This window comes from Streptomyces sp. CB02009 (assembly GCF_001905825.1).
Classification (GTDB): Bacteria; Actinomycetota; Actinomycetes; order Streptomycetales; family Streptomycetaceae; genus Streptomyces.
This window is the reverse complement of sequence record NZ_LIVV01000007.1, coordinates 1-22,079: the sequence shown is the minus strand read 5'-3', so window position 1 is coordinate 22,079 and position 22,079 is coordinate 1. Positions and strand designations below refer to the sequence as shown.

General features: G+C 71.9%; 19 protein-coding genes. 9 read left to right on the top strand and 10 right to left on the bottom strand.

All coding sequences use genetic code 11. From position 1 onward, the window contains the following. Positions 1-200 precede the first annotated feature (200 nt). Positions 201-755: a DJ-1/PfpI family protein gene (locus tag AMK27_RS26910; RefSeq protein ID WP_073913309.1), complete on the top strand. Its 555-nt coding sequence runs from the start codon at positions 201-203 to the stop codon at positions 753-755. Positions 756-913: 158 nt separating this feature from the next. Here AMK27_RS26910 and AMK27_RS26905 read toward each other — a convergent pair whose 3' ends face one another. Then, a complete protein-coding gene (locus AMK27_RS26905; RefSeq protein ID WP_073913306.1) occupies positions 914-1,585 on the bottom strand; it encodes an HAD family hydrolase in 672 nt (223 codons plus the stop codon). A 69-nt stretch (positions 1,586-1,654) separates the two neighbouring features. Next, entirely contained in the window at positions 1,655-2,161 is a 507-nt protein-coding gene (locus AMK27_RS26900) for a DUF6912 family protein (RefSeq protein WP_073913304.1), read from the bottom strand. A gap of 278 nt (positions 2,162-2,439) precedes the next feature. Here AMK27_RS26900 and AMK27_RS44375 point away from each other — a divergent pair, with 278 nt between their 5' ends. After that, a complete protein-coding gene (locus AMK27_RS44375; RefSeq protein ID WP_338014338.1) occupies positions 2,440-2,988 on the top strand; it encodes an Rv3235 family protein in 549 nt (182 codons plus the stop codon). Positions 2,989-3,076: 88 nt separating this feature from the next. Here the strand turns inward: AMK27_RS44375 and secA are convergent, their stop codons facing one another. After that, complete coding sequence (gene secA / locus AMK27_RS26890; RefSeq protein ID WP_073913302.1) at positions 3,077-5,890, bottom strand: preprotein translocase subunit SecA; 2,814 nt, start codon at positions 5,888-5,890, stop codon at positions 3,077-3,079. 239 nt (positions 5,891-6,129) lie between these two features. Between secA and AMK27_RS26885 the strand changes: the two genes are divergently transcribed. Both AMK27_RS26885 and AMK27_RS26880 read left to right on the top strand, forming a co-directional pair. Continuing rightward, positions 6,130-6,717 carry a GNAT family N-acetyltransferase gene (locus tag AMK27_RS26885; protein ID WP_073914390.1) on the top strand — a complete coding sequence of 196 codons (588 nt, stop codon included), beginning with the start codon at positions 6,130-6,132 and terminating at the stop codon, positions 6,715-6,717. Positions 6,718-6,792: 75 nt separating this feature from the next. After that, a complete protein-coding gene (locus AMK27_RS26880) occupies positions 6,793-7,983 on the top strand; it encodes a winged helix-turn-helix domain-containing protein (protein ID WP_198955944.1) in 1,191 nt (396 codons plus the stop codon). Between the two features lie 9 nt (positions 7,984-7,992). Here AMK27_RS26880 and AMK27_RS26875 read toward each other — a convergent pair whose 3' ends face one another. From AMK27_RS26875 to mtrA, 6 genes are all read right to left on the bottom strand, one after another. Continuing rightward, positions 7,993-8,745 carry a response regulator gene (locus tag AMK27_RS26875; RefSeq protein ID WP_073913298.1) on the bottom strand — a complete coding sequence of 251 codons (753 nt, stop codon included), beginning with the start codon at positions 8,743-8,745 and terminating at the stop codon, positions 7,993-7,995. Between the two features lie 208 nt (positions 8,746-8,953). After that, entirely contained in the window at positions 8,954-9,634 is a 681-nt protein-coding gene (gene hpf, locus AMK27_RS26870) for a ribosome hibernation-promoting factor, HPF/YfiA family (protein WP_055603779.1), read from the bottom strand. Between the two features lie 295 nt (positions 9,635-9,929). Further along, the gene (locus AMK27_RS26865; protein ID WP_073913295.1) at positions 9,930-10,739 is read right to left on the bottom strand and encodes a phosphoribosyltransferase; all 810 of its coding nucleotides are present in this window, start codon (positions 10,737-10,739) and stop codon (positions 9,930-9,932) included. Positions 10,740-10,943: 204 nt separating this feature from the next. Beyond that, positions 10,944-12,710, bottom strand: a complete 1,767-nt coding sequence (locus AMK27_RS26860) for an LpqB family beta-propeller domain-containing protein (RefSeq protein ID WP_107425697.1) — start codon at positions 12,708-12,710, stop codon at positions 10,944-10,946. A 178-nt stretch (positions 12,711-12,888) separates the two neighbouring features. Beyond that, the gene (gene mtrB / locus AMK27_RS26855; RefSeq protein ID WP_073913294.1) at positions 12,889-14,907 is read right to left on the bottom strand and encodes an MtrAB system histidine kinase MtrB; all 2,019 of its coding nucleotides are present in this window, start codon (positions 14,905-14,907) and stop codon (positions 12,889-12,891) included. Between the two features lies 1 nt (position 14,908). After that, entirely contained in the window at positions 14,909-15,586 is a 678-nt protein-coding gene (gene mtrA / locus AMK27_RS26850) for a two-component system response regulator MtrA (protein ID WP_010356958.1), read from the bottom strand. Positions 15,587-15,917: 331 nt separating this feature from the next. On the opposite strand from mtrA, the gene AMK27_RS26845 reads away from it, so the two are divergent. Genes AMK27_RS26845 through AMK27_RS26825 form a run of 5 tightly spaced genes read left to right on the top strand, consistent with a single transcriptional unit; the run spans position 15,918 to position 21,343 of the window. Next, positions 15,918-17,144 carry a DUF7544 domain-containing protein gene (locus tag AMK27_RS26845; RefSeq protein WP_073913291.1) on the top strand — a complete coding sequence of 409 codons (1,227 nt, stop codon included), beginning with the start codon at positions 15,918-15,920 and terminating at the stop codon, positions 17,142-17,144. 4 nt (positions 17,145-17,148) lie between these two features. Beyond that, complete coding sequence (locus tag AMK27_RS26840) at positions 17,149-17,841, top strand: DUF4129 domain-containing protein (RefSeq protein WP_073913289.1); 693 nt, start codon at positions 17,149-17,151, stop codon at positions 17,839-17,841. Then, positions 17,838-19,040 carry a DUF4350 domain-containing protein gene (locus tag AMK27_RS26835; RefSeq protein ID WP_073913286.1) on the top strand — a complete coding sequence of 401 codons (1,203 nt, stop codon included), beginning with the start codon at positions 17,838-17,840 and terminating at the stop codon, positions 19,038-19,040. Before AMK27_RS26840 ends, AMK27_RS26835 begins: the two co-directional genes overlap by 4 nt. After that, positions 19,037-20,020 carry an AAA family ATPase gene (locus tag AMK27_RS26830; RefSeq protein ID WP_073913283.1) on the top strand — a complete coding sequence of 328 codons (984 nt, stop codon included), beginning with the start codon at positions 19,037-19,039 and terminating at the stop codon, positions 20,018-20,020. Before AMK27_RS26835 ends, AMK27_RS26830 begins: the two co-directional genes overlap by 4 nt. 12 nt (positions 20,021-20,032) lie before the next feature. Next, positions 20,033-21,343 carry a DUF58 domain-containing protein gene (locus AMK27_RS26825; RefSeq protein WP_073913281.1) on the top strand — a complete coding sequence of 437 codons (1,311 nt, stop codon included), beginning with the start codon at positions 20,033-20,035 and terminating at the stop codon, positions 21,341-21,343. A 72-nt stretch (positions 21,344-21,415) separates the two neighbouring features. On the opposite strand, the gene AMK27_RS26820 is transcribed toward AMK27_RS26825, so the two are convergent. Continuing rightward, a complete protein-coding gene (locus AMK27_RS26820) occupies positions 21,416-21,919 on the bottom strand; it encodes a hypothetical protein (RefSeq protein ID WP_073913279.1) in 504 nt (167 codons plus the stop codon). Positions 21,920-22,079: the final 160 nt, after the last annotated feature.

Sequence of the window (22,079 nt, the reverse complement as noted above, 5' to 3'; positions counted from 1 at the left end):
GTATCGCGCTGATCACGGCAAAAGCCTATCGCCCTCGCCCCCCGAACCGTCATGGTCCGTATGTGTACAAAAGACGGGGTGGAAGTTTGACGTTCTGGACAGCGACACATGTCCTCTTGGCAAAGCGTCCCGACGCGGGCAGCGTGGAGGCGAGCAGGGGCGCAGCACGGCAGACCGACCATCTGTGATCTGGGAGAGCCATGGCGAAGATCCTGATCGTGACCGGGGACGCGGCGGAGTCGCTGGAGGTGATGTACCCCTACCAGCGGCTACTGGAGGAGGGCTACGAGGTCGACATCGCCGCCCCGGCCCGCAAGCAGCTGCGCTTCGTCGTCCATGACTTCGAACCGGGCTTCGACACGTACACCGAGAAGCCCGGCTACACCTGGCCCGCCGACCTGGCCTTCTCGGAGGTCGACCCGGGCGCGTACCTGGCGGTGGTGATCCCGGGCGGCCGGGCGCCGGAGTACCTGCGCAACGACCCGGAGCTCCGCAAGATCCTCAAGTCCTTCTTCGACGCGGACAAGCCGGTGGCCCAGATCTGCCACGGCCCGCTCCTGACGGCGGCGGTCGGCGGCCTGGAGGGCCGCCGGGTCACGGCCTATCCGGCGCTGGAACTGGACATGCAGGCGGCCGGCGCGACCTTCCAGGACAGCGCGGCGGTGGTGGACGGCCTCCTGGTCTCCTCGAGGGCCTGGCCGGACCACCCCACCTGGATGCGCGAGTTCCTGAAGGTCCTCCGGGCGAAGGCCTGACACGAAGGCCTGACACGAGGGACCGCGTGCGGGACCCCGGGCGGCACCGCCGCCGGTGGTCGCGGGCATACGTTCGACGGGGCGCCGGCCGGTGGGTGAGCGGATACCACGCATCCACCGGCCGGCCCCTGGGCTCCGCCCGTCACCGGCCGGCCCCGTCAGACCAGTTCCTCCGCCACGGCGACCGCTTCCGCGAGCGAGTCCACGACGGGGACGCCCACCCGCTCCAGCGAGGCCCGGCTGTGGGACCCGCCGGTGTAGAGCACCGCCTTCGCCCCCACGTGCCGCGCGGCGATCGCGTCGTCCGCCGCGTCGCCGATGACGACGACCCGCTCGGCGAGCACCCCTTCCAGCGCGGCCAGGTGCCGCACCATGTGCCCGGACTTCCCGTCCGTGGAGGCGTCGACCCGCCCGTCCATCCGTACGAACCGCTCGGCGATCCCGTGCCTCCGCACCAGCGGTATCAGCTCGGCGTGCGGCGCGAGCGACAGCAGTGACTGCGTGAACCCGGACGCCTGCCGCGCCGCGAGCAGCTCCGCGGCCCCCGAGGTCAGCCCGCAGGCCTCGGCCCGCTCCCAGTAGTGCCGGTGGAAGGCGCCGTCCATGACGGACCACTCGGCGTCGGTGGGCAACCGCCCCATGAGCCGCTCGTAGAACTTGGGCACGGGCACCGTGTAGAGCTCCCGGTACCGCTCCAGAGTGATCGCTTCGAGCCCCAGCTCGGCGAACGCGGCGTTGGTCGCGCCGATGACCGCGCTGATGTCGTCGAGCAGTGTGCCGTTCCAGTCCCAGACCAGATGCTTGCCGCGCAAGCCGTCGTGCTTCCCCATGGAAAGACGGTACCCGGCGCCACCGACAGACATCCAAGCCGGGCGCCCCGGCTCCCGGACCCGGCGGTGTCAGCCCAGCAGCCCGGGAATCTCCTGCACCCCGAACCACAGCAGCTCGTGGTCCTCGGCCCCGTCGACGACGAACTGCGCGTCGTCGTCGCCCTGGTCCGCCGCCCCCAGCGCGTCCGCCGCCGCCGTCACGTCGGCCGCCGCGTCGTCCGCGTCCGCGTGCACGGCCGCCGCCTTGGCGAGCCGCACCGGACCGGCGATCCGGACCTCGCCGATGGAGCTCACGGTCAGCGCCCCGTCGGGGTCCGTGGCGGCGTCCTTGTCGGCGACGTCGACGGCGACGACGATCCGCCGCCGGGGAGCCTCGGGGTCCCCGGCGATCAGTCGCAGCGAGGCGGACGCGGCCCGGTTGAGCGCCGCGTACTCCAGCTCCTCGATGTCGTCGGAGACGTACCACTCGCGCAGGGCCGGGGTGACGGCGTAGGCGGTCAGCGGACCGGGGCCCAGCTCGCCCGCCTTGTGCGCCTGTGCGAGACCGGGGAGGGTCAGGGGGACGTAGACGCGCATGGCTGGCCGCTTTCGTAGACGGAGAGGCCCTCAGGATACGTGCGGAGTCCCCCTTCGGGGTGGGCGGCCGGAGCGGCCGTACGTCCACACCGGGAGGCCGTCCTCCGGACCCCCGGGAGCCGAATTTCTCTCACGTCACCCGGATAGGTGATTCCCCTATCGGACCGTCGAGCGGTGGCGGACTCCTTGCGGCCCCTCAGGGCCCGCCCGTACAAGATCCCCAACGGAAAGTTACCGACCGGTATCCCTCGGTGACGCGACGACAGGGGCAGGCCACCATGACCAGCACGATCCTCACCGCGACCGGCACCCCGCGCCCCCGCAGGGCGCCCGGCGGCCCGGCAGGCACGCGCCCCCGCGGCCCGGCGGGCACCCACCCCTGTGAAGGCCACCCCCGCGAAGCCCACCCCCGTGAAGGCCACCCGCGCGAAGCCCGCCCCCGCGAGGGCCACCCCCGCCCGGACCGGCCCCGCGCCCTGCCCCCGCACACCGTCTTCGCCGAGCGCCTGCTCGCCGTGCTCAGCGGCGAACGCCCGGTCCACTGGATGCTCGGCCACACCGTCGGCGAGGCGTACGAGCAGCTCGTCCGGATCGCCCCGGAGACGCCCCTGCGCTCCCTCGGCCCCCGCCCGGTCCTGCGCCGCTGCTCGGTCCAGGTGGACGACGGCCGGACCGCGGTCGAGGCCTTCGCGACGATCGCCGTCGGCGCCCGCGTCCGGGCCATGGCGTTCCGGCTCGAACGCGGCGGGGACCAGCGCTGGCGCTGCGCCGCGGTGGAGCTCGACGGCCTGGGCGCGGCGACCCGCCCCGTACCCCGCCCGGCATGACGGAGGGGCCGGCCGCCCACCCGGGCGACCGACCCCTCCGCGAAGGACCCGGCGCGACGAACTCACCGCGCCGGCGGCCTCACCTCACTCACTTCTTGCGACGACGCCCGCCGCCACCCGCGTTCTTCTGCGCCTTGCGGCGCTCCGCCCGCGTCATCCCGTCACCGGCGTCGACGTCGTCCGAGGCGAAGTCGCCCTCGACGACACCGCCGTCACCGTCCACCGTCGGCGCGGAGAAGTGCAGCCGGTCCGGCCGCTGCGGGGCGTCGAGCCCCTTGGCGCGGATCTCCGGACGCCCGGCGGCAGCCGGCACCGCGTCCTGCTTGTCGAGCGAGGGACCGCTCGCCTGCACCGGGACCTCCTCGACCTGCTGCTCGACCTGGACCTCCAGGTTGAACAGGTAGCCGACGGACTCCTCCTTGATGCCCTCCATCATGGCGGTGAACATGTCGAAGCCCTCGCGCTGGTACTCGACCAGCGGGTCCTTCTGCGCCATGGCGCGGAGGCCGATGCCCTCCTGGAGGTAGTCCATCTCGTAGAGGTGCTCGCGCCACTTGCGGTCCAGGACGGACAGGACCACGCGGCGCTCCAGCTCACGCATGATCTCCGAGCCGAGCTGCTTCTCCCGCGACTCGTACTGCTCGTGGATGTCGTCCTTGATGGACTCGGCGATGAACTCGGCGGTGATGCCCGCCCGGTCTCCGGCCGCGTCCTCCAGCTCGTCCACGGTGACCTTCACCGGGTAGAGCTGCTTGAACGCGTTCCACAGGCGGTCGAGGTCCCACTCCTCCGCGAAGCCCTCGGCGGTCTCCTGGCGGATGTAGTCGTCGATCGTGTCGTCCATGAAGTGCTGGATCTGCTCGTGCAGGTCCTCGCCCTCCAGGACGCGGCGGCGCTCGCCGTAGATGACCTGACGCTGCCGGTTGAGGACGTCGTCGTACTTCAGGACGTTCTTGCGCGTCTCGAAGTTCTGGGTCTCGACCTGCGACTGGGCGGAGGCGATCGCCCGGGTGACCATCTTGTTCTCGATCGGCACGTCGTCCGGCACGTTGGCCATGGCCATCACGCGCTCGACCATCTGCGCCTTGAACAGACGCATCAGGTCGTCGCCGAGCGAGAGGTAGAAGCGGGACTCGCCCGGGTCGCCCTGACGGCCGGAACGACCGCGCAGCTGGTTGTCGATACGACGCGACTCGTGGCGCTCGGTGCCGAGCACGTACAGCCCGCCGAGGTCCTTGACCTCCTCGAACTCCGCCTTCACGGCCTTCCCGGCGCGCTCCAGGGCGGCGGGGAGGGCCGCGGCCCACTCCTCGACGTGGTCGACCGGGTCGAGACCCGCCTGGCGCAGCTCGGCCTCGGCGAGGTCGTCCGGGTTGCCGCCGAGCTTGATGTCCGTACCGCGACCGGCCATGTTCGTGGCGACGGTGACGGCGCCGCGGCGACCGGCCTGCGCGACGATGCTCGCCTCGCGGTCGTGGTGCTTGGCGTTGAGGACCTCGTGCTGGACACCGCGCTTGGAGAGCTGCTGCGAGAGGTACTCGGACTTCTCGACGGAGGTCGTGCCGACCAGGATCGGCTGACCCTTCTCGTGCTTCTCCGCGATGTCGTCGACGACGGCGGCGAACTTGGCGACCTCGGTCCGGTAGATCAGGTCGGACTGGTCCTTGCGGATCATCGGCCGGTTCGTCGGGATCGGGACGACGCCCAGCTTGTAGATCTGGTGGAACTCGGCGGCCTCGGTCATGGCCGTACCGGTCATGCCGGAGAGCTTCGAGTACAGGAGGAAGAAGTTCTGCAGGGTGATCGTGGCGAGGGTCTGGTTCTCGTCCTTGATCGCCACCCCTTCCTTCGCCTCGATCGCCTGGTGCATGCCCTCGTTGTAGCGGCGGCCGGCGAGGATACGGCCGGTGTGCTCGTCGACGATCATGACTTCGCCGTCCATGACGACGTAATCCTTGTCCTTCTTGAACAGTTCCTTCGCCTTGATGGCGTTGTTCAAGTAGCCCACGAGCGGGGTGTTCACCGACTCGTAGAGGTTGTCGATGCCGAGCCAGTCCTCGACCTTGGCGACACCGGCCTCGTGGATGGCGACGGTGCGCTTCTTCTCGTCGACCTCGTAGTCGCCGGTCTCCTCGATGCCCTTGAGCTGGTTGCCGGGCTCGCCCTTGGAGAGGCGGGTGACGAGCTTGGCGAAGTCGCCGTACCACTTCGTCGCCTGGTCGGCCGGGCCGGAGATGATCAGCGGCGTACGGGCCTCGTCGACGAGGATGGAGTCGACCTCGTCGACACAGGCGAAGTTGTGGCCGCGCTGGACGAGCTCGTCCTTGGACCACGCCATGTTGTCGCGGAGGTAGTCGAAGCCGAACTCGTTGTTCGTGCCGTACGTGATGTCGCAGTTGTACTGCTCACGGCGCTGGGCCGGCGTCATGTTGGCGAGGATGCACCCGATGGACAGACCCAGGAAGCGGTGCACCCGGCCCATGAGCTCGGAGTCACGCTCGGCCAGGTAGTCGTTGACCGTGATCAGGTGCACGCCCTTGCCGGAGAGCGCGTTGAGGTACGCCGGGAGGGTACCCACGAGGGTCTTGCCCTCACCGGTCTTCATCTCGGCGACATAGCCGAGGTGGAGCGCGGCGCCACCCATCAGCTGGACGTCGTAGTGGCGCTGACCGAGCACCCGCTTCGCGGCCTCGCGGACCGTCGCGAAGGCTTCGGGCATCAGGTCGTCGAGGCTCTCACCGTCGGCGTACCGCTGCTTGTACTCATCGGTGAGCGCCCGCAACTCGGCGTCGGAGAGGTTGACGAAGTCATCTTCGATGGAGTTGACCTGGTCCGCGATGCGGTGCAGTTTGCGCAGGATCTTTCCTTCGCCTGCACGCATGAGCTTGTTGAAGACGGACACTGAGGCTGGTCTCCTTGCCGGTCGGGCCTGGCACTGGGTCTTGTCATGGACGCGAGCGCGGGCACGGCAGGTGGTCCCCACCGCAACGGCCATCGTAAGCGAGACCGCCCTCGCGAAGGGAGGCCCACAGTGCCGGAGCCGTACGCCCGCCCGGAAAGAGAACGCACGAGGTGGGCGGAAGGTGCCGCCCCACCCGAAAAGTGTTCGCTTCCGGTCCGGCGGCTCACCACAATCCCGGCATGGATCCGATCACCCTCACCACCGACCGACTGCGGCTTCGGAACTTCGTCCCCGAGGACGCCGACGCGGTGCACGCCATCTGTCAGGACCCGGACATCCGCCGCTGGACCGTCGTCCCCGACCCCTATACGCGGCAGGACGCCGAGCTCTTCCTGAACCGCCTCGTGCCCGACGGCTGGCGCGAGGACACCGAGTACGCCTTCGCCGTCGAGCCGCTGGCCGGCGGCCCGCTGCTCGCCGCCGTCTCCCTGACCAGTCGCGGCATGGGCGTCTGGGAGGTCGGCTACTGGCTCGCCGGCGAGCACCGCGGCAGCGGCTACATGACGGAGACCGTCCGGGCCGTCGCCCACTGGGCCTTCACCGGGCTCGGCTGCACCCGCCTGGTCTGGCGCGCCGAGGTCGGGAACACCGGCTCGCGCGCGGTGGCCGAGCGGGTCGGCTTCGTCGTCGAGGGCGCCCAGCGCGCCGGCCTCACCAACAAGGGCACGCTCCGGGACAGCTGGGTCGCCGCCCTGCTCCCCTCCGACTTCGGCCTCCCGAGCCCCCTGCCGTACCTCCCGGCCCGTGACCTCCGGACCCCGTCCTGAGCCCCCGCTCCGGGGCCGGACTCGGGCGGCACCGCCCCCGCCGGACTGTCAGTGCGGGGGCCTAGGGTGCGGTTCATGACGACTGTGCCGCGCCCCGCCGCCGAACTGTCCGCCGACGACGCCCGCAGGATCGCCCTGCGAGCCCAGGGCTTCCTGGGTGCGCCCGACCGCCGCGCCGGAGTGCGCGGCGTGCTGCGCGGGCTCGGCCAGGTCCAGCTCGACACGATCTCCGTCCTCGCCCGCTCGCACGAGCTCATCCCGTACGCGCGCCTGGGCGCCGTCGGCCGTACGGCGGTCGAGGAGGCCTACTGGACCACCGGACCCGACGGCGCCCCTCCGGCACGGCCCCACGCCTTCGAGTACTGGTCGCACGCGGCCTGCGTGCTGCCCATCGAGGAGTGGCCGCACTTCGCCTTCCGCAGGCGCGCCTACCGCGGCCGCCCGCACTGGGGCCACGAGCTGTCCGCCGGGGCGTACGACAAGGTCGTCGACCAGCTGCGCGCCGAGGGGCCGCAGACGGCGACCGAGCTGGGCGGCGCCAAGAACAAGGGCGAGTGGTGGGACTGGTCGGACACCAAGATCGCCGTCGAGCGGGCGCTGATGTTCGGCGAGGTGGTCGTGGTCGAGCGGCGCGGCTGGAAGCGGGTGTACGACCTGGCGGAGCGGGCGATCCCGCAGGCCCTGCTCCACGACGACCTGGACGACACCGAGTGCGTGCGGCGGCTCGTCCGGCAGGCGGGCGAGGCGCTGGGCGTGGGCACGCGCGCGGACATCGCCGACTACCACCGGCTCAAGGGGGAGCAGTTCGACGCGGTGGTCGAGGCGGCGGGCCTGGTGCCGGTCACGGTGGCGGGCTGGGGGAAGCCCGCCTGGGCGGACCCGGCGGCGCTGGCCACGGAGCCGCGCGGCCGGCACCGTACGACCCTGCTGTCGCCGTTCGACTCGCTGATCTGGGAGCGGCCCCGCACGGAGCGGATCTTCGGCTTCACGCACCGCCTGGAGGCGTACGTGCCGAAGCAGAAGCGGATCCACGGCTACTTCGCGATGCCGGTCCTGGCGGGCGGCCGTCTGGTCGGCCGGGTGGACCCGGCGCGGGAAGGCGGGACGCTCGTCGCCCGCCAGGTGTCGCTCGACGGTCCCAAGTCCGTGCCCGCGGTGGCGCGGGCGCTGCGCGAGGCGGCCGAATGGGTCGGCTGCGACGCGGTGAGGGTGGAGCGCGTGGACACCCCGGCACTGGCGAAGGACCTGGTGGCGGCGCTGGGTTAGGGCGCCCGGCTACCGGATCTCGAGGATCTTCTCCCGCATCGCGTAGACCACGGCCTCCATCCGGGAGTGCAGCTGCAGCTTCTCCAGGATGTTCCGGACGTGGTTCTTCACGGTGTTCTCGGAGATGAACAACTCCTTGGCGATGTCCCGGTTGTTCATCCCGGTCGCGACGAGCTTGAGGACCTCCAGCTCACGGTCGGTCAGCCGGGGCGCCGGCACGAGCCTGCGCTCGTCGGTGCGCTGGATCATCGACTTGAACTCGGTGAGGAGCTTCGACGCCATCGAGGGGCTGATCTGCGACTGGCCGTCGGCGACCGCGCGGATCGCGGTCGCGACCTCGTCGGTGGAGATCTCCTTGAGGAGGTAGCCGGTCGCCCCCGCCTTGATCGCGTCGTAGAGGTCGGCCTCCTCGTCGCTGATCGTCAGCATGATGATCTTCGCGCTGGGGGCCACCTCCTTGATGGAGGTGCACGCCTCGATGCCGCCGCGCCGGGGCATCCGTACGTCCATCAGGACGATGTCGGGCAGCAGGTCGGCCGCCTTGTCGACGGCCTCCGCCCCGTCGCCGGCCTCCCCGACGACCTGGATGTCCTCCTCCTGCGCGAGGACGATCTCGAGTCCGCGGCGGAAGAGGGCATGGTCATCCACGACGAGGACCCGGATCGGCTCCTTGCGGAACGCGCCGCTGTCCGATTCCGATCCCTCCGGGACCGCACCACCGTGCTCGCGCCCGCTGAGCACCGGCCCGAAGCTGTCCGCCATCGTTCCTCCCCCTGAAGGCCGTGGCCTGAAGTCGTTTCCGGTCCTCCAACCGCTACTCGGGGAGCACCGGTTGGCGTGCACGCCATGCTTTCATGCTCCGGCGGCAACGGGGGCGATCCGCAGACGCACGGGGGTGCCCCTGGGGGCGCGGAGAGCGCTCCAGGGGCACCGTGAGGGGCAATGGGGGTGTGGGGGCGCGAGACGGCGGTCAGCCGCCGAGCGCACCACCGGCGCCGCCACCCTCGGCGAGCGGGTCGCTCTCCACGTGGATGACGCCGTAGTCGTAAGCGTGTCGGCGGTAGACGACACTCGGCTGCTTCGTGTCGGAGTCGACGAAGAGGTAGAAGTCGTGGCCGACCAGCTCCATCTCGTAGAGAGCCTGGTCGAGCGTCATCGGTGCGGCCCGGTGGGTCTTCTCGCGGACCACCAGCGGGCCTTCGCCCTGGACTTCGATCGAGCCCATCATCGTGGTGGGCACCTTGTCGGACTCGTCGGCGACGAGCTGGCCGTCTCCGTTGAGCTGGGCGGCGCCGGGCACCACGTCCCCGACCTCCGCCGCCGAAAGCCTGCCGTTTCCACGGCGGGTGTACCGCTTGTCGTGCTGCTTGCGCAGTCGTGCCTCGAGCTTGTCGCTGGCGAGGTCGAGGGCCGCGTACGGGTCAGCCGCCGCGGCTTCCGCCCGGATCACCGGGCCTCGGGAGTGGAGAGTGATCTCCACGCGGTCCGACCTGTCGGCCTGCCGCGGGTTGTGTTCCTTGGACACCTCGACGTCGAGGCTGATCACCTTGCCGTCGAGCTTCTGGATCTTCTCCAGCTTCAGCTTCTCGGCCACGTGCTTGCGGAACCGCTCGGGCACCTCGGTCTTGCGGCCCTTGACGACGATGTCCACGCAGAACTCCGTTCCCGGATCGCCCTGTCGGCTCTCTCGGCCGCAGGGCTTCTCCCTTTGCACCAGACTCCGGTCGGTCACCGGAGCTCGGACTCGGCGAGTTTCACCTCCTCCTGCCCAGTCGACGAGATCCCCACCCCATCGACAAGAGGTTAATTCGCCCTGAACTCCTGTCCTGTAGGCGCAACCATGTATTCGGCTAGGTGATGGCTTTCGCCATTCCTCACAACCGAACATAGCCCCTTCGGACGGGTGTCGGCACCCGGTACCGAGACATACCTCCGTTCGGGTGCCTTCACCTCTCACCACCTGCAACGTTCCAAGTTCCTTGCGAGTTCCGGTTTATTTCGAACGAAGCGGGAGAGGATGCGATCACAGCCGCCGCCCGCTGTTCGAATCCGCGCTGCGCCGAACCACTCGGTAAGCCGTGCGGTATTCCAGGAATGAACGAAGGGTGTACGTCTTCGAGAGCGCGCGCCGCCTCCGCCAGCGAGGCGCCCGTGGTCATCAGATCGTCGACGAGCACCACCTCTCCCGCCCGGAGCAGCCGCCCGCCGCCGGGCACGACCTCCAGCGCGCCGGAGAGGTTCTCCAGCCGTCCGCGCGCCCCGAGACCCGCCTGGTCCGCCACGTACCGCCGCTGCCGCAGCACCGGCACGACCCGCGCCCGCCGTCCCGCGCCCCGCAGCCGGGCCGCCGCGGCCAGCGCGATCCGGCGCGTCGGATCGTGGCCACGCGCCCGCACGGAGCGCCGTGAGGAGGGCACCGGTACAAGGAGCAGCGGTCGCGCCGCGAGGCCCTCGGCGCCCCCGGCAGCGGCCTCCACGGCGGCGGCGAGGGCACCGCCCAGGGGCCGGGCGAGCGGGAGCGCCCCGCGTTCCTTGTGGGCGATGAGCAGTTCGCGTACGGCGTCGGCGTACGGCGCGACGGCATGGACGACGGGCAGCCCGGCCGGCTCGGGCGACGGCCGCACCCTGCGCGGTCCCTTCCCCGCCCCGGTCAACGCGGCCTCGCACGACGGGCACAGCTCGGTGCGCTGCCTGCCGCAGCCTCCGCAGGCGACCGGCAGCACCAGCCCGGCGATCTCGCGCCACCACCCCCGCATGGCTCCACTGTGCGCCTTCCGGGGCGCCTCGGCCACCCCTGTGGAAAACCCCTCGCGGGTGCCCCCGGAGTACGTCAGGTAACCGCCCGCGGACGGCGGCGACCGCCACGCGCGGAAGGCTTCGCGCAGCCTCCCCGGGGGCCGCGCGGGAGCCTCGTGGGCTGCGGAGGGCCTGGGCGGAGGCCCTCCGCAGCCGGGCGGCGGCTACCCCGGATAGACGGGCGAGATCCCGGTCTTGACCACGGGCTGCCAGTTCGTGCCCGGCGCGAGCCGCACGATGCCGTCGTTGCCGGAGTCCGCGACCAGCGGCGCGGAGCCCTTGTACGGCGCGGCCACCGACGTCACCCCGTTCAGCCCGGGGAGCACCGAGGACGCCGACGTCGAGCCGTCGGTCTGGAGGTAGCGGATCTGCTGGACGCCGCCCGCCTCCTTGCCGACCACCACGAGCCGGCTGGGACCGGCCCAGGAGACGGCCGTGACCGACTCCATCCGGGGCGCGGCGGGCTGGAGGTCGTCCACGGAGACGACCGGCTCGTCGCCCGACGTCTGCCGCTGGATGCGGCCGATCTGCAGGGTGGTGTCCCCGCCCCGGGTGACCACGAGCGCGATCCGGACCCCGTCGGGGGAGACCCGCAGCGACTCGATCCTGGCCTCGTCGGCCGGCCACGGCGTCCGCACCTTGACGGGGTCGCCGGTGCCGTCCGGCACCATCCACAGCTGGGGCGCGGCGGGGTCGCGGTCGGCGATCCACAGGTTGCCCAGGCCGTCCCAGCTGGGCGCGGACAGCCGGTCGGTGGGCTTGACGGCCTTGCTGCGCAGGATCGCGGGGGCCCCCTCCTCCTCGGTGGTGATGGAGGAGACGAACAGCTCGCGGCCGGTCTCCGCGACCCCCGCGGCCCGGGTCTCGCCCCGGTCCACGGCGACCGATCCGAGCCGCAGCGTGCCCTTGCCGAACGGGCCGGGCACCTCGACGGGCGCGTTGGACTCCTTGCCCGCGCCGACCAGCATCACCAGCTTGCGGTGCTCGTCGACGAAGTACGGGTTCTCGTCCCGGTCCGTGTTCCGCACGGGGGCGAACTCGTCGGTCGCCTGCCCCTTGCCCAGGCGGCACAGCGCCTGGCCCCTCGACCCCTGGAGCTCCACCTGCTCGGCGTTCACCGAGGTCAGGTCGCGCAGCGTGAACAGCAGCTGCGCCGCCATCCGCCGGCACGGCTCGCCTCCCACCAGGTCCGCCTTGCCGTTCAGCGGCACCTTGAGCGTGGACTGGTCGTCGGGCGTGAGCGTGGTGACGCCCTTCCGCAGCTCCGTACCGGAGGGGAAGCTGGAGTCGACGGCCGGCTTCAGCCAGTCCGTGGGTCCTTCGAGGAGCGCCCGGACCGTCTGCGTCACCGGGTCCATCCGGGTGACGGGGTCCTGCCGCTGCCGGATGTAGACCGGGTCGGCGACGACCCAGTCCTCCCCCGAGGCGAAGTAGTACTTGTTGACAGACCGGTAGTTGCGCAGGAAATCGGCCTCGCCGAGCACCAGGCCCGGCGGCAGGCTGTCGATGCGCCACTCCTTGCCCTTGCCGTTGGCCGAGGGCTGCTGCACGACGTGGATCGACTGGAGGTACGCGGCGGGGCTGTACGGCTGGTACGCGTGCCGGTCGTCCACGGTCGCGATCCTGCGGCCGGAGAGCGGGTAGGAACGGCCCTGGTTGTCGGGGTCGGCGTTCCGGTCGGCGAGGTCGCGGTTGGGCGCGGTGGTGAGCACGGTGATGCTCTCCTCCGGCTTCCAGGTCCGCGCCGCCTGGCTGGTCAGGTACTTGCGGGCCGTGGCGAAGCCGGGGTCGTCACTGGTCATGGCTTCGAGGAAGCCGTCGACGATCTCGTCCGGGTCGGCGTTCTCCCGGGGCGCCACCGCGTAGACCCGTACCTGCGAGTCGCCCTGGTTGGCCCCCTTGACCGGCTGGACGTCGCCGCTGTCGGGCATGGTCGCGCACCCGGTCACCAGGAGTCCGCCGCACGCGGCGAGCACCACCGCGCGCGTACCGCGGCCCCGGCCCTGCACCGGAGGGAGGTCCGGAGCGGTGTGCCCCCCGCGGAGGCCCGGGAAGCCCCAGGCCACGTGCCCCCTTCGGAAGCCCCGCCCCGCGTGCCCCTGTGAGGAGTCAGCGCCCACGTGTCCCGTCCTCCCGCTCCGCGTTCCCGTGTGCGTCGGCCGTGGCCGGACCCGCCCCTGCACCGTCGTTCTCCGCCGCCGTACGCGCCACGACCCGGGCACCGCTGCCGGGCAGCGCCGTCGGGTCGACGGTCGCCCGCGTCGGCGCGGGGAGCCTCGGCGGTACGGGGAGCTGCGGCCGGTCGCCGGCGGGCTGCACCGGCACCGCCGCGAGGCGTGCGTTGTCCTGGGCGCGTCCGGCGGCCGCCTGCTCGCGGTTGCGCCGCGAGTCCTCGGGCTCCAGGGGTATCGGGGAGCCCCGCAGCGGCTCGTCCGCGGTCCGCGGCAGGGTGAGCCGGAACTGCGAACCTCCGCCGGGCTCGCCCCAGGCCTGGAGCCAGCCGCCGTGCAGCCGGGCGTCCTCCACCGCGATCGACAGGCCGAGGCCGGTGCCGCCGGTGGTGCGGGCGCGGGCGGGGTCGGCGCGCCAGAAGCGGTTGAAGACCCGGGTCGCCTCGCCCGGCTTGAGCCCGACGCCGTAGTCGCGCACCGCGACGGCGACGGCGCCGCCGGCGGCGGCCAGCTTCACCACCACGTCCTTGCCCTCGCCGTGCTCGACGGCGTTGACCACGAGGTTGCGCAGCACCCGCTCGACCCGGCGGGCGTCCGCCTCGGCCACCACGGGCTGCGTGTCGCCGACGACCACGATCCGGGTGCCCTTGCGTTCGGCGAGGGGCTCGGCGCCGCCGATGACCCGGCGCACGACCTGCCGCAGGTCTATCGGCTCGGCCTCCAGGGCGGCCGCTCCCGCGTCGAAGCGGCTGATCTCCAGAAGGTCGGCGAGCAGCGACTCGAAGCGGTCGAGCTGGTCGCCGAGGAGTTCGGCGGAACGGGCGGTGATCGGGTCGAAGTCGACCCGGGCCTCGTGGATGACGTCGGCGGCCATCCGGACCGTGGTGAGCGGGGTGCGCAGCTCGTGCGAGACGTCCGAGACGAACCGCCGCTGCATCCGCGACAGCTCCTCCAGCTGCTGGATCTTGAGCTGGAGGTTCTGGGCCATCTTGTTGAAGGCCTCACCCAGTCGGGCGATGTCGTCCTCGCCGGTGACCTTCATACGTTCCTGGAGGCGGCCTGCCGAGAGCCGCTCGGCGATCCCGGCGGCCATCCGTACCGGCGTGACGACCTGGCGCACCATGAGCCAGGCGATGGCGCCGAGCAGCACCATGACGAAGAGCCCGGCGGTCGCGAGGGTGCCCTTGACCAGGGTGAGGGAGTCCTCCTCCTGGGTCAGCGGGAAGAGGTAGTACAGCTCGTACTGCGTGCCCTCGGCGTCGTTCAGCCGCTTGCCGATCACCAGACCGGCCTCGGACGACTTCCCGCTGGTGTAGTGGATGCGGGTGAACTTCTGGAAGGTGTCCGTGCCCTGCGCCACCTGGTGCCGCAGTTCCGCGGGGATGCTGGTGGTCGGATCGACCTCTCCGGAGGCCCGGGCGCCGCGGCTCGCGGCGTCACCGGTGTCGAGGGAGAGCGCGACCACGTTGAAGGCGCTCTGGCCGCCACTGGCGAGCTGCTCGACCAGGGTCGAGCGCCAGTTCACGGAGGCACCGGCCCGCGCGCCGTCCTGCTGGCCGGGTGCCGAGGGAGTCGTCGCCGCCCGGTCCTGGGCGGCGGAGAACCCGCCGGCGGCCTGGCTCTGGGCGGCCCTCTCCTTGGCGTCGAGCAGTCCGTTGCGGACCTGGCCGATCACGACCAGGCCGAGCAGCAGCACCACGCCGAGCGACATCAGCAGGGTGCCCGCGACGATCCGCAGCTGGATGTTGCGCCGCCACAGCCGCACGGCGGGCAGCAGCGGTCGGCGCACCCAGCGCGCGAAGAGCCGGAGGACGGGTCCGCCCGGCGTCCCGTCCCGGAACAGCCGTCCGCCCCGCGGCGGACGGCCGGAACGCGAGCCCCCCCGCCCCGGTCCGGCAGCCCGCCCCGTACGGTCTCCCGGGTCCCCGGGCTTCGGAGCAGTACTGCCTGTACTCATGTCAGCTCGGTCCCGCCTTGTATCCGACGCCTCGCACGGTCACCACGATCTCGGGCCGCTCGGGGTCCTTCTCGACCTTCGAGCGCAGCCGCTGCACGTGCACGTTCACCAGTCGGGTGTCCGCCGCGTGGCGGTAGCCCCAGACCTGCTCGAGGAGCACCTCGCGGGTGAACACCTGCCACGGCTTGCGCGCCAGCGCGACGAGCAGGTCGAACTCCAGCGGGGTCAGGGCGATGGACTGCCCGTCCCGCTTCACGGAGTGCCCCGCCACGTCGATGACGAGGTCACCGATGGTGAGCTGCTCGGGCGCAGGCTCCTCGGACCTCCGCAGCCGTGCCCGGATACGGGCCACGAGCTCCTTCGGCTTGAACGGCTTGACGATGTAGTCGTCGGCCCCGGACTCCAGACCCACGACCACGTCGACGGTGTCGCTCTTCGCAGTGAGCATGACGATCGGCACACCCGACTCGGCCCTGATCAGGCGGCACACCTCGATGCCGTCCCTCCCGGGCAGCATCAGGTCGAGCAGCACCAGGTCAGGCTTGGCCTCCCGGAATGCGGCAAGCGCCTTGTCACCGTCCGCGACGAACGACGGCTCGAACCCTTCACCCCGCAGCACGATGCCGAGCATCTCGGCCAGTGCGGTGTCGTCGTCGACGACAAGAACGCGTCCCTTCATATCGACATCATCCCATTAGCCAATCGTTACCTGCCGTGACCTGCCCCACAGCGCCTCCCCCAGCCCGGACCCGCGATCCCGTCGATCGCGCCCCGCTCGGCCCGCCACCGCACGGTTCGCGCGAGATGATCGGGTATCCGCACAGTGTGCCGTCTGTCTCTCCCACAATGAAGGTCCGGACGAAGGTACGAAGGTCACGGACGCTCCGGCCCACGGGCGGGTCCCGCGTGGCACGATGGCACCCGGCCCGCCGCCGCGTCAGGTGTCGGCCGCCGTGACCGAGCCGGTTCGCCGATCCGGCACCGCGACCATTCCTCCGAGGTGGACGACCGTGAACGACACTCCGGGCTGGACCTCGCCCGGATCCGCCCCCTCCGACGATCAGAACGGCTCCGGGGTCCCCCGGCCCGCCGCTCCGGCCGACGCGAACGGCTCCGCCCCTCAGTGGTCCAAGGACCAGCCGCCCGCCGGCCAGTGGTCCCCGCCGACCGGCCAGACCCCGCCCCCGGCCCCCGGCCAGGGTCAGGGCCAGGGCTGGGGCGCTCCTCCCCCGAACGCCCACTGGGGCCGGCCGCCGGCCGCGAAGCCCGGAGTGATCCCGCTGCGCCCGCTGGGCATGGGCGAGATCCTCGACGGCGCGGTGAAGACCCTCCGCACCTACTGGCGCACCGTCCTGGCCATCACGGTCACGGTCGCGGTGATCTCCCAGATCGCCGACATCCTGGCCCAGCGCTATCTCTCCCCGGACGTTCCGGCGGCGAACCCGGACGCCACTCCGGCCGAGGCGCTCGAGCAGTCCCTCGACGCCGCCCAGTCGTCCCTGGTCGGTCTGGGGCCCGCCCTCCTCGTGACGCTGATGGCATCGCTGGTCAGCGCCGCCCTGCTGACCGTCGTGATCAGCCGCGCCGTCCTCGGCCGTCCGGTCTCGCTCGGCGCCGCCTGGCAGGAGGCCCGGCCGCGGCTCCTCCAGCTCGTCGGCCTGACGCTGCTGCTGGCCGCGATGAGCACCGCCATCGTCCTGGTCGGTCTGCTGCCCGGTCTGCTGATCGGCGGCGCCGCGGGGGTGGCCCTGACGCTCCTCGGCGGTCTCGGTGCCCTGGTGGCGGTGGTCTGGCTGATGATCAGCTTCAACCTGGCCTCTCCCGCCCTGATGCTGGAGCGCGGCGGCGTGGTCCAGTCCCTGAAGCGCTCGGCGAAGCTGGTGCGGGGCGCGTGGTGGCGCATCTTCGGCATCACGCTCCTCACCCAGCTGCTGATCTTCATCTTCTCCATGATCATCGCGATCCCGTTCACCATCATCGGCATCGCGGTCGACGGAGACGGCTTCTCCGACATGCTCTCCGGCTCGTCCACCACCTTCGGCTGGCCGTTCCTGATCATCACGGGCATCGGCGGTGTGATCACCAGCGCGATCACCTACCCGATCTCGGCCGGTGTCACGGTCCTCCTCTACGTGGACCAGCGCATCCGCCGCGAAGCCCTGGACCTCGAACTGGCACGGGCCGCGGGCATCCCCGGCTACGGCCCCGCCCCGGGCGCCCAGACCGTCGGAGGCTGATGCCGTGACGGTCACGGGGGGAACGACCACGGCACTGGCGCGGCTCCGCGCCGACGACGAGATCCCGGTGGACATCTCCCGCGTCCCCGCCCAGGAGGCGGCGGAACGGGAGCTGTCCAAGCCGATGTACCACGAGAACGACCCGAACCTCCTCCAGCGCGGCCTCGACCGCTTCTGGGAGTGGGTCGGCGACCTCTTCGACGCCGCCTCGGGCGCCACGCCCGGCGGCGCGATCGGCCTCGTCGCGATCGTCCTGTTCGTGATCGCCGCGGTCGCCGCCCTCTGGTGGCGCCTCGGCACCCCCCGCCGCGCACCGTCCACCACCGGCGACTCCCTCTTCGCGGACGGCCCCCGCACCGCCCGCGACCACCGGGCGGCCGCCGCCCGCCACGCCTCCGCCGGCCGCTGGAACCAGGCCGTCCAGGAACGCACCCGGGCCATCGTCCGCTCCCTGGAGGAACGCACCCTGCTCGACCCGCGCCCCGGCCGCACCGCGGACGAGGCCGCCGCCGAAGCGAGCCGTTCCCTCCCGGCCCACGCGGACGACCTCCGCCTCGCCGTCCGCGTCTTCGACGACGTCACGTACGGCGGCCGTACCGCCGACGAGCCCGCGTACCGCCGCATCGAGGAACTGGACACCGCCCTGGAGCGCACCCGTCCCACCCTCGACACCGCCTCCACGGGAACACCCGCATGAGCCGCCCGGCCACCAGCACCACGTCGACCGCCGCCTCCCCCCGCCAGCTCTGGACCCGGGCCCGCGGCGCGGCACTCGTCCTCGCCCTGATCCTCATCGGCGGCCTGGCCCTCGCGACGCTGAGGTCCTCCGACTCCCACGGCTCCCTCGACCCCCGCTCCGCCGACCCGACCGGCAGCCGGGCCGTCGCGGAACTCCTCAGGACCCGTGGCATCGAGCTCACCCTCGTCACCACCCTCGACGAGGCCACCGCCGCGACCACCCCCGACGCGACCCTCCTGGTCACCACGCCCGACCTGCTGACCCGGTCTCAGCAGGCCACGCTCCACCAGGCCATGACCGGCTCCGCCGGCCGCACGATCCTCGTCGGCGCGGGGCAGCCCTCCCTCGACACCCTCGCCCCGGGAGTGACCAGCTCCACCAGCACCCCCGTGGAGCACCGCGCCCCCTCCTGCACCCTGGCGGAGGCCACCCGCGCCGGCACCGTCGACCTCGGCGGCGAGCGCTACCTCACCGCCCCCGGCAGCACCGCCGACTCCTGCTACCCGTCCGACGGCCTGCCGACCCTGCTCCGCCTCCCCGGGCGGGGCACCACCGACACCGTCCTCCTCGGTTCGCCCGACATCCTCTACAACAAGCGTCTCGACCAGCAGGGCAACGCCTCGCTCGCCCTGCAGCTCCTCGGCTCCCGGCCCCATCTCGTCTGGTACCTCCCCTCCCTGACCGATGCCTCCGCCACCGCCGACACACCCGACGACGGCACCACGGGCGGCTTCCTCTCCCTCATCCCCTCCGGCTGGCTGTGGGGCACGCTCCAGCTCGCGGTCGCGGCCCTGCTCGCCGCCGTCTGGCGCGCCCGCCGCCTCGGCCCCCTGGTGACCGAGCGCCTCCCTGTCACCCTCCGCGCCTCCGAGACCACCGAGGGCCGCGCCCGCCTCTACCGCAAGGCGAACGCCCGCGACCGCGCCGCCTCGGTACTGCGCACCGCGACCCGCACCCGGATCGCCCCGCTGCTCGGCGTCCCCGTCCAGGACGCCCACTCCGCCGACCGCCTCCTCCCCGCACTCTCCGTCCGTCTCCCCGAGACCACCGCGGACCCCCGCCATCTCCTCTTCGGCCCGGCTCCCGCCGACGACGCCACTCTGATCCGCCTGGCGGACCAACTCGACGCCCTCGAAAGAGAGGTACGCACCTCATGAGCGCCCCGACCCCCGAGACCGTTGCGAACTCGGACAGCGCCCGCGCCTCCCTGGAGGCCCTGCGCACCGAGATCGGAAAGGCCGTGGTCGGCCAGGACCCCGCCGTCACCGGTCTCGTCGTCGCCCTGCTCTGCCGCGGACACGTCCTCCTCGAAGGCGTGCCCGGCGTCGCGAAGACCCTGCTGGTCCGCTCGCTCGCCGCCGCACTCGAACTCGACACCAAGCGCGTCCAGTTCACCCCCGACCTGATGCCGAGCGACGTGACCGGCTCCCTGGTCTACGACACCCGGACCTCCGAGTTCTCCTTCCAGCCCGGCCCGGTCTTCACGAATCTCCTGCTCGCCGACGAGATCAACCGCACGCCTCCGAAGACCCAGGCCTCCCTCCTGGAGGCGATGGAGGAGCGCCAGGTCACCGTCGACGGCATCCCGCGCGCACTGCCCGAGCCCTTCCTGGTGGCGGCGACCCAGAACCCCGTCGAGTACGAGGGCACCTACCCCCTCCCCGAAGCCCAACTAGACCGCTTCCTGCTCAAGCTGACGGTTCCTCTCCCCTCGCGTGCGGACGAGATCCAGGTCCTCACCCGCCATGCCGAGGGCTTCGACCCCCGCGACCTGAAGGCCGCCGGTGTCCGCCCCGTCGCAGGCCCCGCCGAACTCGAAGCCGCCCGGGCCGCCGTCACCAAGGTCTCCGTCTCCGCGGAGATCGCCGGCTATGTCGTCGATATCTGTCGTGCCACGCGTGAATCCCCCTCACTCACGCTCGGGGTCTCTCCCCGAGGCGCCACCGCCCTGCTCTCCACCGCCCGCGCCTGGGCCTGGCTCACCGGCCGGGACTACGTCACCCCGGACGATGTGAAGGCCCTCGCTCTCCCCACCCTGCGTCATCGCATCCACCTGCGGCCCGAGGCCGAGATGGAAGGAGTCACCCCCGACTCCGTCATCAACTCGATCCTCGCCCACGTCCCCGTCCCCCGCTGAGAACGGCGCCCCATGGCCCTCACCGGACGAACAGCGCTGCTCGCCGCCCTCGGATCGATCCCCGTCGGCATCCTCGCCCCCAGCTGGGCGGGGATGCTCGCGGTGAACGCGCCCCTCTCCCTCGCAATTCTGTGCGACTACCTCCTGGCGGCGCCAGTACGAACGCTCCAATTCACCCGAAGTAGTGACACATCCGTTCGACTCGGTGACGAGGCAGACGTCCAGCTCACCGTCACCAACCGGTCCCGCCGCCCCCTCCGCGCCCAGCTCCGCGACGCCTGGCCGCCCAGCAGCTGGCGCCCCGGCACCGAACAGGCCGCCTCGCGCCACCGCCTGACAGTCCCTTCCGGCGAACGCCGCCGCCTCACCACGAGCCTGCGCCCGACCCGCCGCGGCGACCGCCGGGCCGAGCGGATCACGGTCCGCTCGTACGGTCCCCTGGGCCTGGCCGCCCGTCAGGGCCACCACGAGGTCCCCTGGACCGTCCGCGTCCTGCCCCCGTTCACCAGCCGGAAGCACCTGCCGTCCCGTCTGGCCCGTCTCCGTGAACTCGACGGCCGCACCAGCGTCCTGACACGCGGTGAGGGCACGGAGTTCGACAGCCTCCGCGAGTACGTCCCCGGCGACGACACCCGCTCGATCGACTGGCGGGCCACCGCCCGCCAGTCCACGGTCGCCGTCCGCACCTGGCGCCCCGAGCGCGACCGTCACATCCTGATCGTCCTGGACACCGGCCGCACCTCGGCCGGCCGCGTCGGCGACGTCCCCCGCCTGGACGCCTCCATGGACGCGGCCCTCCTGCTCACCGCGCTCGCCTCCCGCGCCGGTGACCGCGTGGACCTCCTGGCCTACGACCGGCGCCTCCGCGCCCAGGTCCAGGGCCGCTCCGCCGGCGACGTCCTGCCCGCCGTGGTCAACGCCCTCGCCCCGCTCGAACCCGAACTGGTGGAGACGGACGCCCGCGGCCTGGCCGCGACGGCCCTCGCCCGAGCTCCCCGCCGCTCCTTGATCGTCCTTCTGACGAGCCTCGACGCCGCACCGGTCGAGGAGGGGCTCCTCCCGGTGCTGCCCCAGCTCGCCCAGCGCCACACGGTCCTGCTCGCCTCGGTCTCCGACCCCCACGTCGCCCGCATGGCGACGACCCGCGGCACCATCGAGGGTGTCTACGAGGCCGCGGCGGCCACCCAGACCCGGTCCCAGCGCTCCCGCACCGCGGACCAGCTCCGCCGCCACGGCGTCACGGTCGTCGACGCCTCCCCCGACGCCCTCGCCCCGGCCCTGGCCGACGCGTATCTCGCCCTGAAGGCAGCCGGCCGCCTGTAGAAGCGGCACACGCCGATGGCCGGCACGGCGAGAAACGCCGCACCGGCCATCGACCAGAGATGGCGCCACGCATCAACGGAACACGACAGAAGCCTCCCCGGCCGCTGCGCTGAAGGACCCCGGGCACAGGAACGAGCCCGACACCTTGGTGGCCGTGAAGGGCGTGTTCACGTACTTCCTGGTGGCCCCGTCCCGGTTCCAGACGATGTTCGTCACCTTGTAGCGGCAGGAGACGAACGACTGCTTCCCGGTGAGGTCGATGACGTCCGTCGTCGCCGTACCGGCGGCGTCGTCGAAGGTGAAAGCCGGGTTGTTGTTGAGTGAGGCGGTGATGCCCCCGCCGCAGGACAGGTTCCCGCCCGGCTTGTTGATCGTGGACCGGTCGACGGTGAGGGCGCTCGGCGGAGTCGCACTGGCGTCGGCACCGGTCCATGTACAGGTGTTCCCGGAGACGACGATCACGCCGTCGACCTCCGCGCCGGCGACGGCACCGCTCGCATACGCCGAGGTAGGAACACCGATGCCGACCGCCATCACCAGCGCGGCCAAGCCGGTCAGGGTGGGGGTGTACTTCATGTCGCTCTCCTTGCCACAGCTTGTGGGTGGGGGGAACCCAAGCCGCTCACCGGAGCCGCCCGGGTTCGGAGTGCGCCACGGAGCGTGTCACAGCCGGCATGAGATGTCATGCGCGCATCAATCATTGGCTGAAAGTTGCTGAACGCAAAAATGCCTCAAC

Bases quoted from the DNA above. Each gene is read 5' to 3' on its own strand.
- AMK27_RS26910 (WP_073913309.1), top strand. From the start codon at position 201: ATGGCGAAGATCCTGATCGTGACCGGGGACGCGGCGGAGTCGCTGGAG.
- AMK27_RS26905 (WP_073913306.1), bottom strand. From the start codon at position 1,585: ATGGGGAAGCACGACGGCTTGCGCGGCAAGCATCTGGTCTGGGACTGG.
- AMK27_RS26900 (WP_073913304.1), bottom strand. From the start codon at position 2,161: ATGCGCGTCTACGTCCCCCTGACCCTCCCCGGTCTCGCACAGGCGCAC.
- AMK27_RS44375 (WP_338014338.1), top strand. From the start codon at position 2,440: ATGACCAGCACGATCCTCACCGCGACCGGCACCCCGCGCCCCCGCAGG.
- AMK27_RS26885 (WP_073914390.1), top strand. From the start codon at position 6,130: ATGGATCCGATCACCCTCACCACCGACCGACTGCGGCTTCGGAACTTC.
- AMK27_RS26880 (WP_198955944.1), top strand. From the start codon at position 6,793: ATGACGACTGTGCCGCGCCCCGCCGCCGAACTGTCCGCCGACGACGCC.
- AMK27_RS26875 (WP_073913298.1), bottom strand. From the start codon at position 8,745: ATGGCGGACAGCTTCGGGCCGGTGCTCAGCGGGCGCGAGCACGGTGGT.
- AMK27_RS26865 (WP_073913295.1), bottom strand. From the start codon at position 10,739: ATGCGGGGGTGGTGGCGCGAGATCGCCGGGCTGGTGCTGCCGGTCGCC.
- AMK27_RS26860 (WP_107425697.1), bottom strand. From the start codon at position 12,710: ATGCCCGACAGCGGCGACGTCCAGCCGGTCAAGGGGGCCAACCAGGGC.
- mtrB (WP_073913294.1), bottom strand. From the start codon at position 14,907: ATGAGTACAGGCAGTACTGCTCCGAAGCCCGGGGACCCGGGAGACCGT.
- mtrA (WP_010356958.1), bottom strand. From the start codon at position 15,586: ATGAAGGGACGCGTTCTTGTCGTCGACGACGACACCGCACTGGCCGAG.
- AMK27_RS26835 (WP_073913286.1), top strand. From the start codon at position 17,838: ATGAGCCGCCCGGCCACCAGCACCACGTCGACCGCCGCCTCCCCCCGC.
- AMK27_RS26830 (WP_073913283.1), top strand. From the start codon at position 19,037: ATGAGCGCCCCGACCCCCGAGACCGTTGCGAACTCGGACAGCGCCCGC.
- AMK27_RS26825 (WP_073913281.1), top strand. From the start codon at position 20,033: ATGGCCCTCACCGGACGAACAGCGCTGCTCGCCGCCCTCGGATCGATC.
- AMK27_RS26820 (WP_073913279.1), bottom strand. From the start codon at position 21,919: ATGAAGTACACCCCCACCCTGACCGGCTTGGCCGCGCTGGTGATGGCG.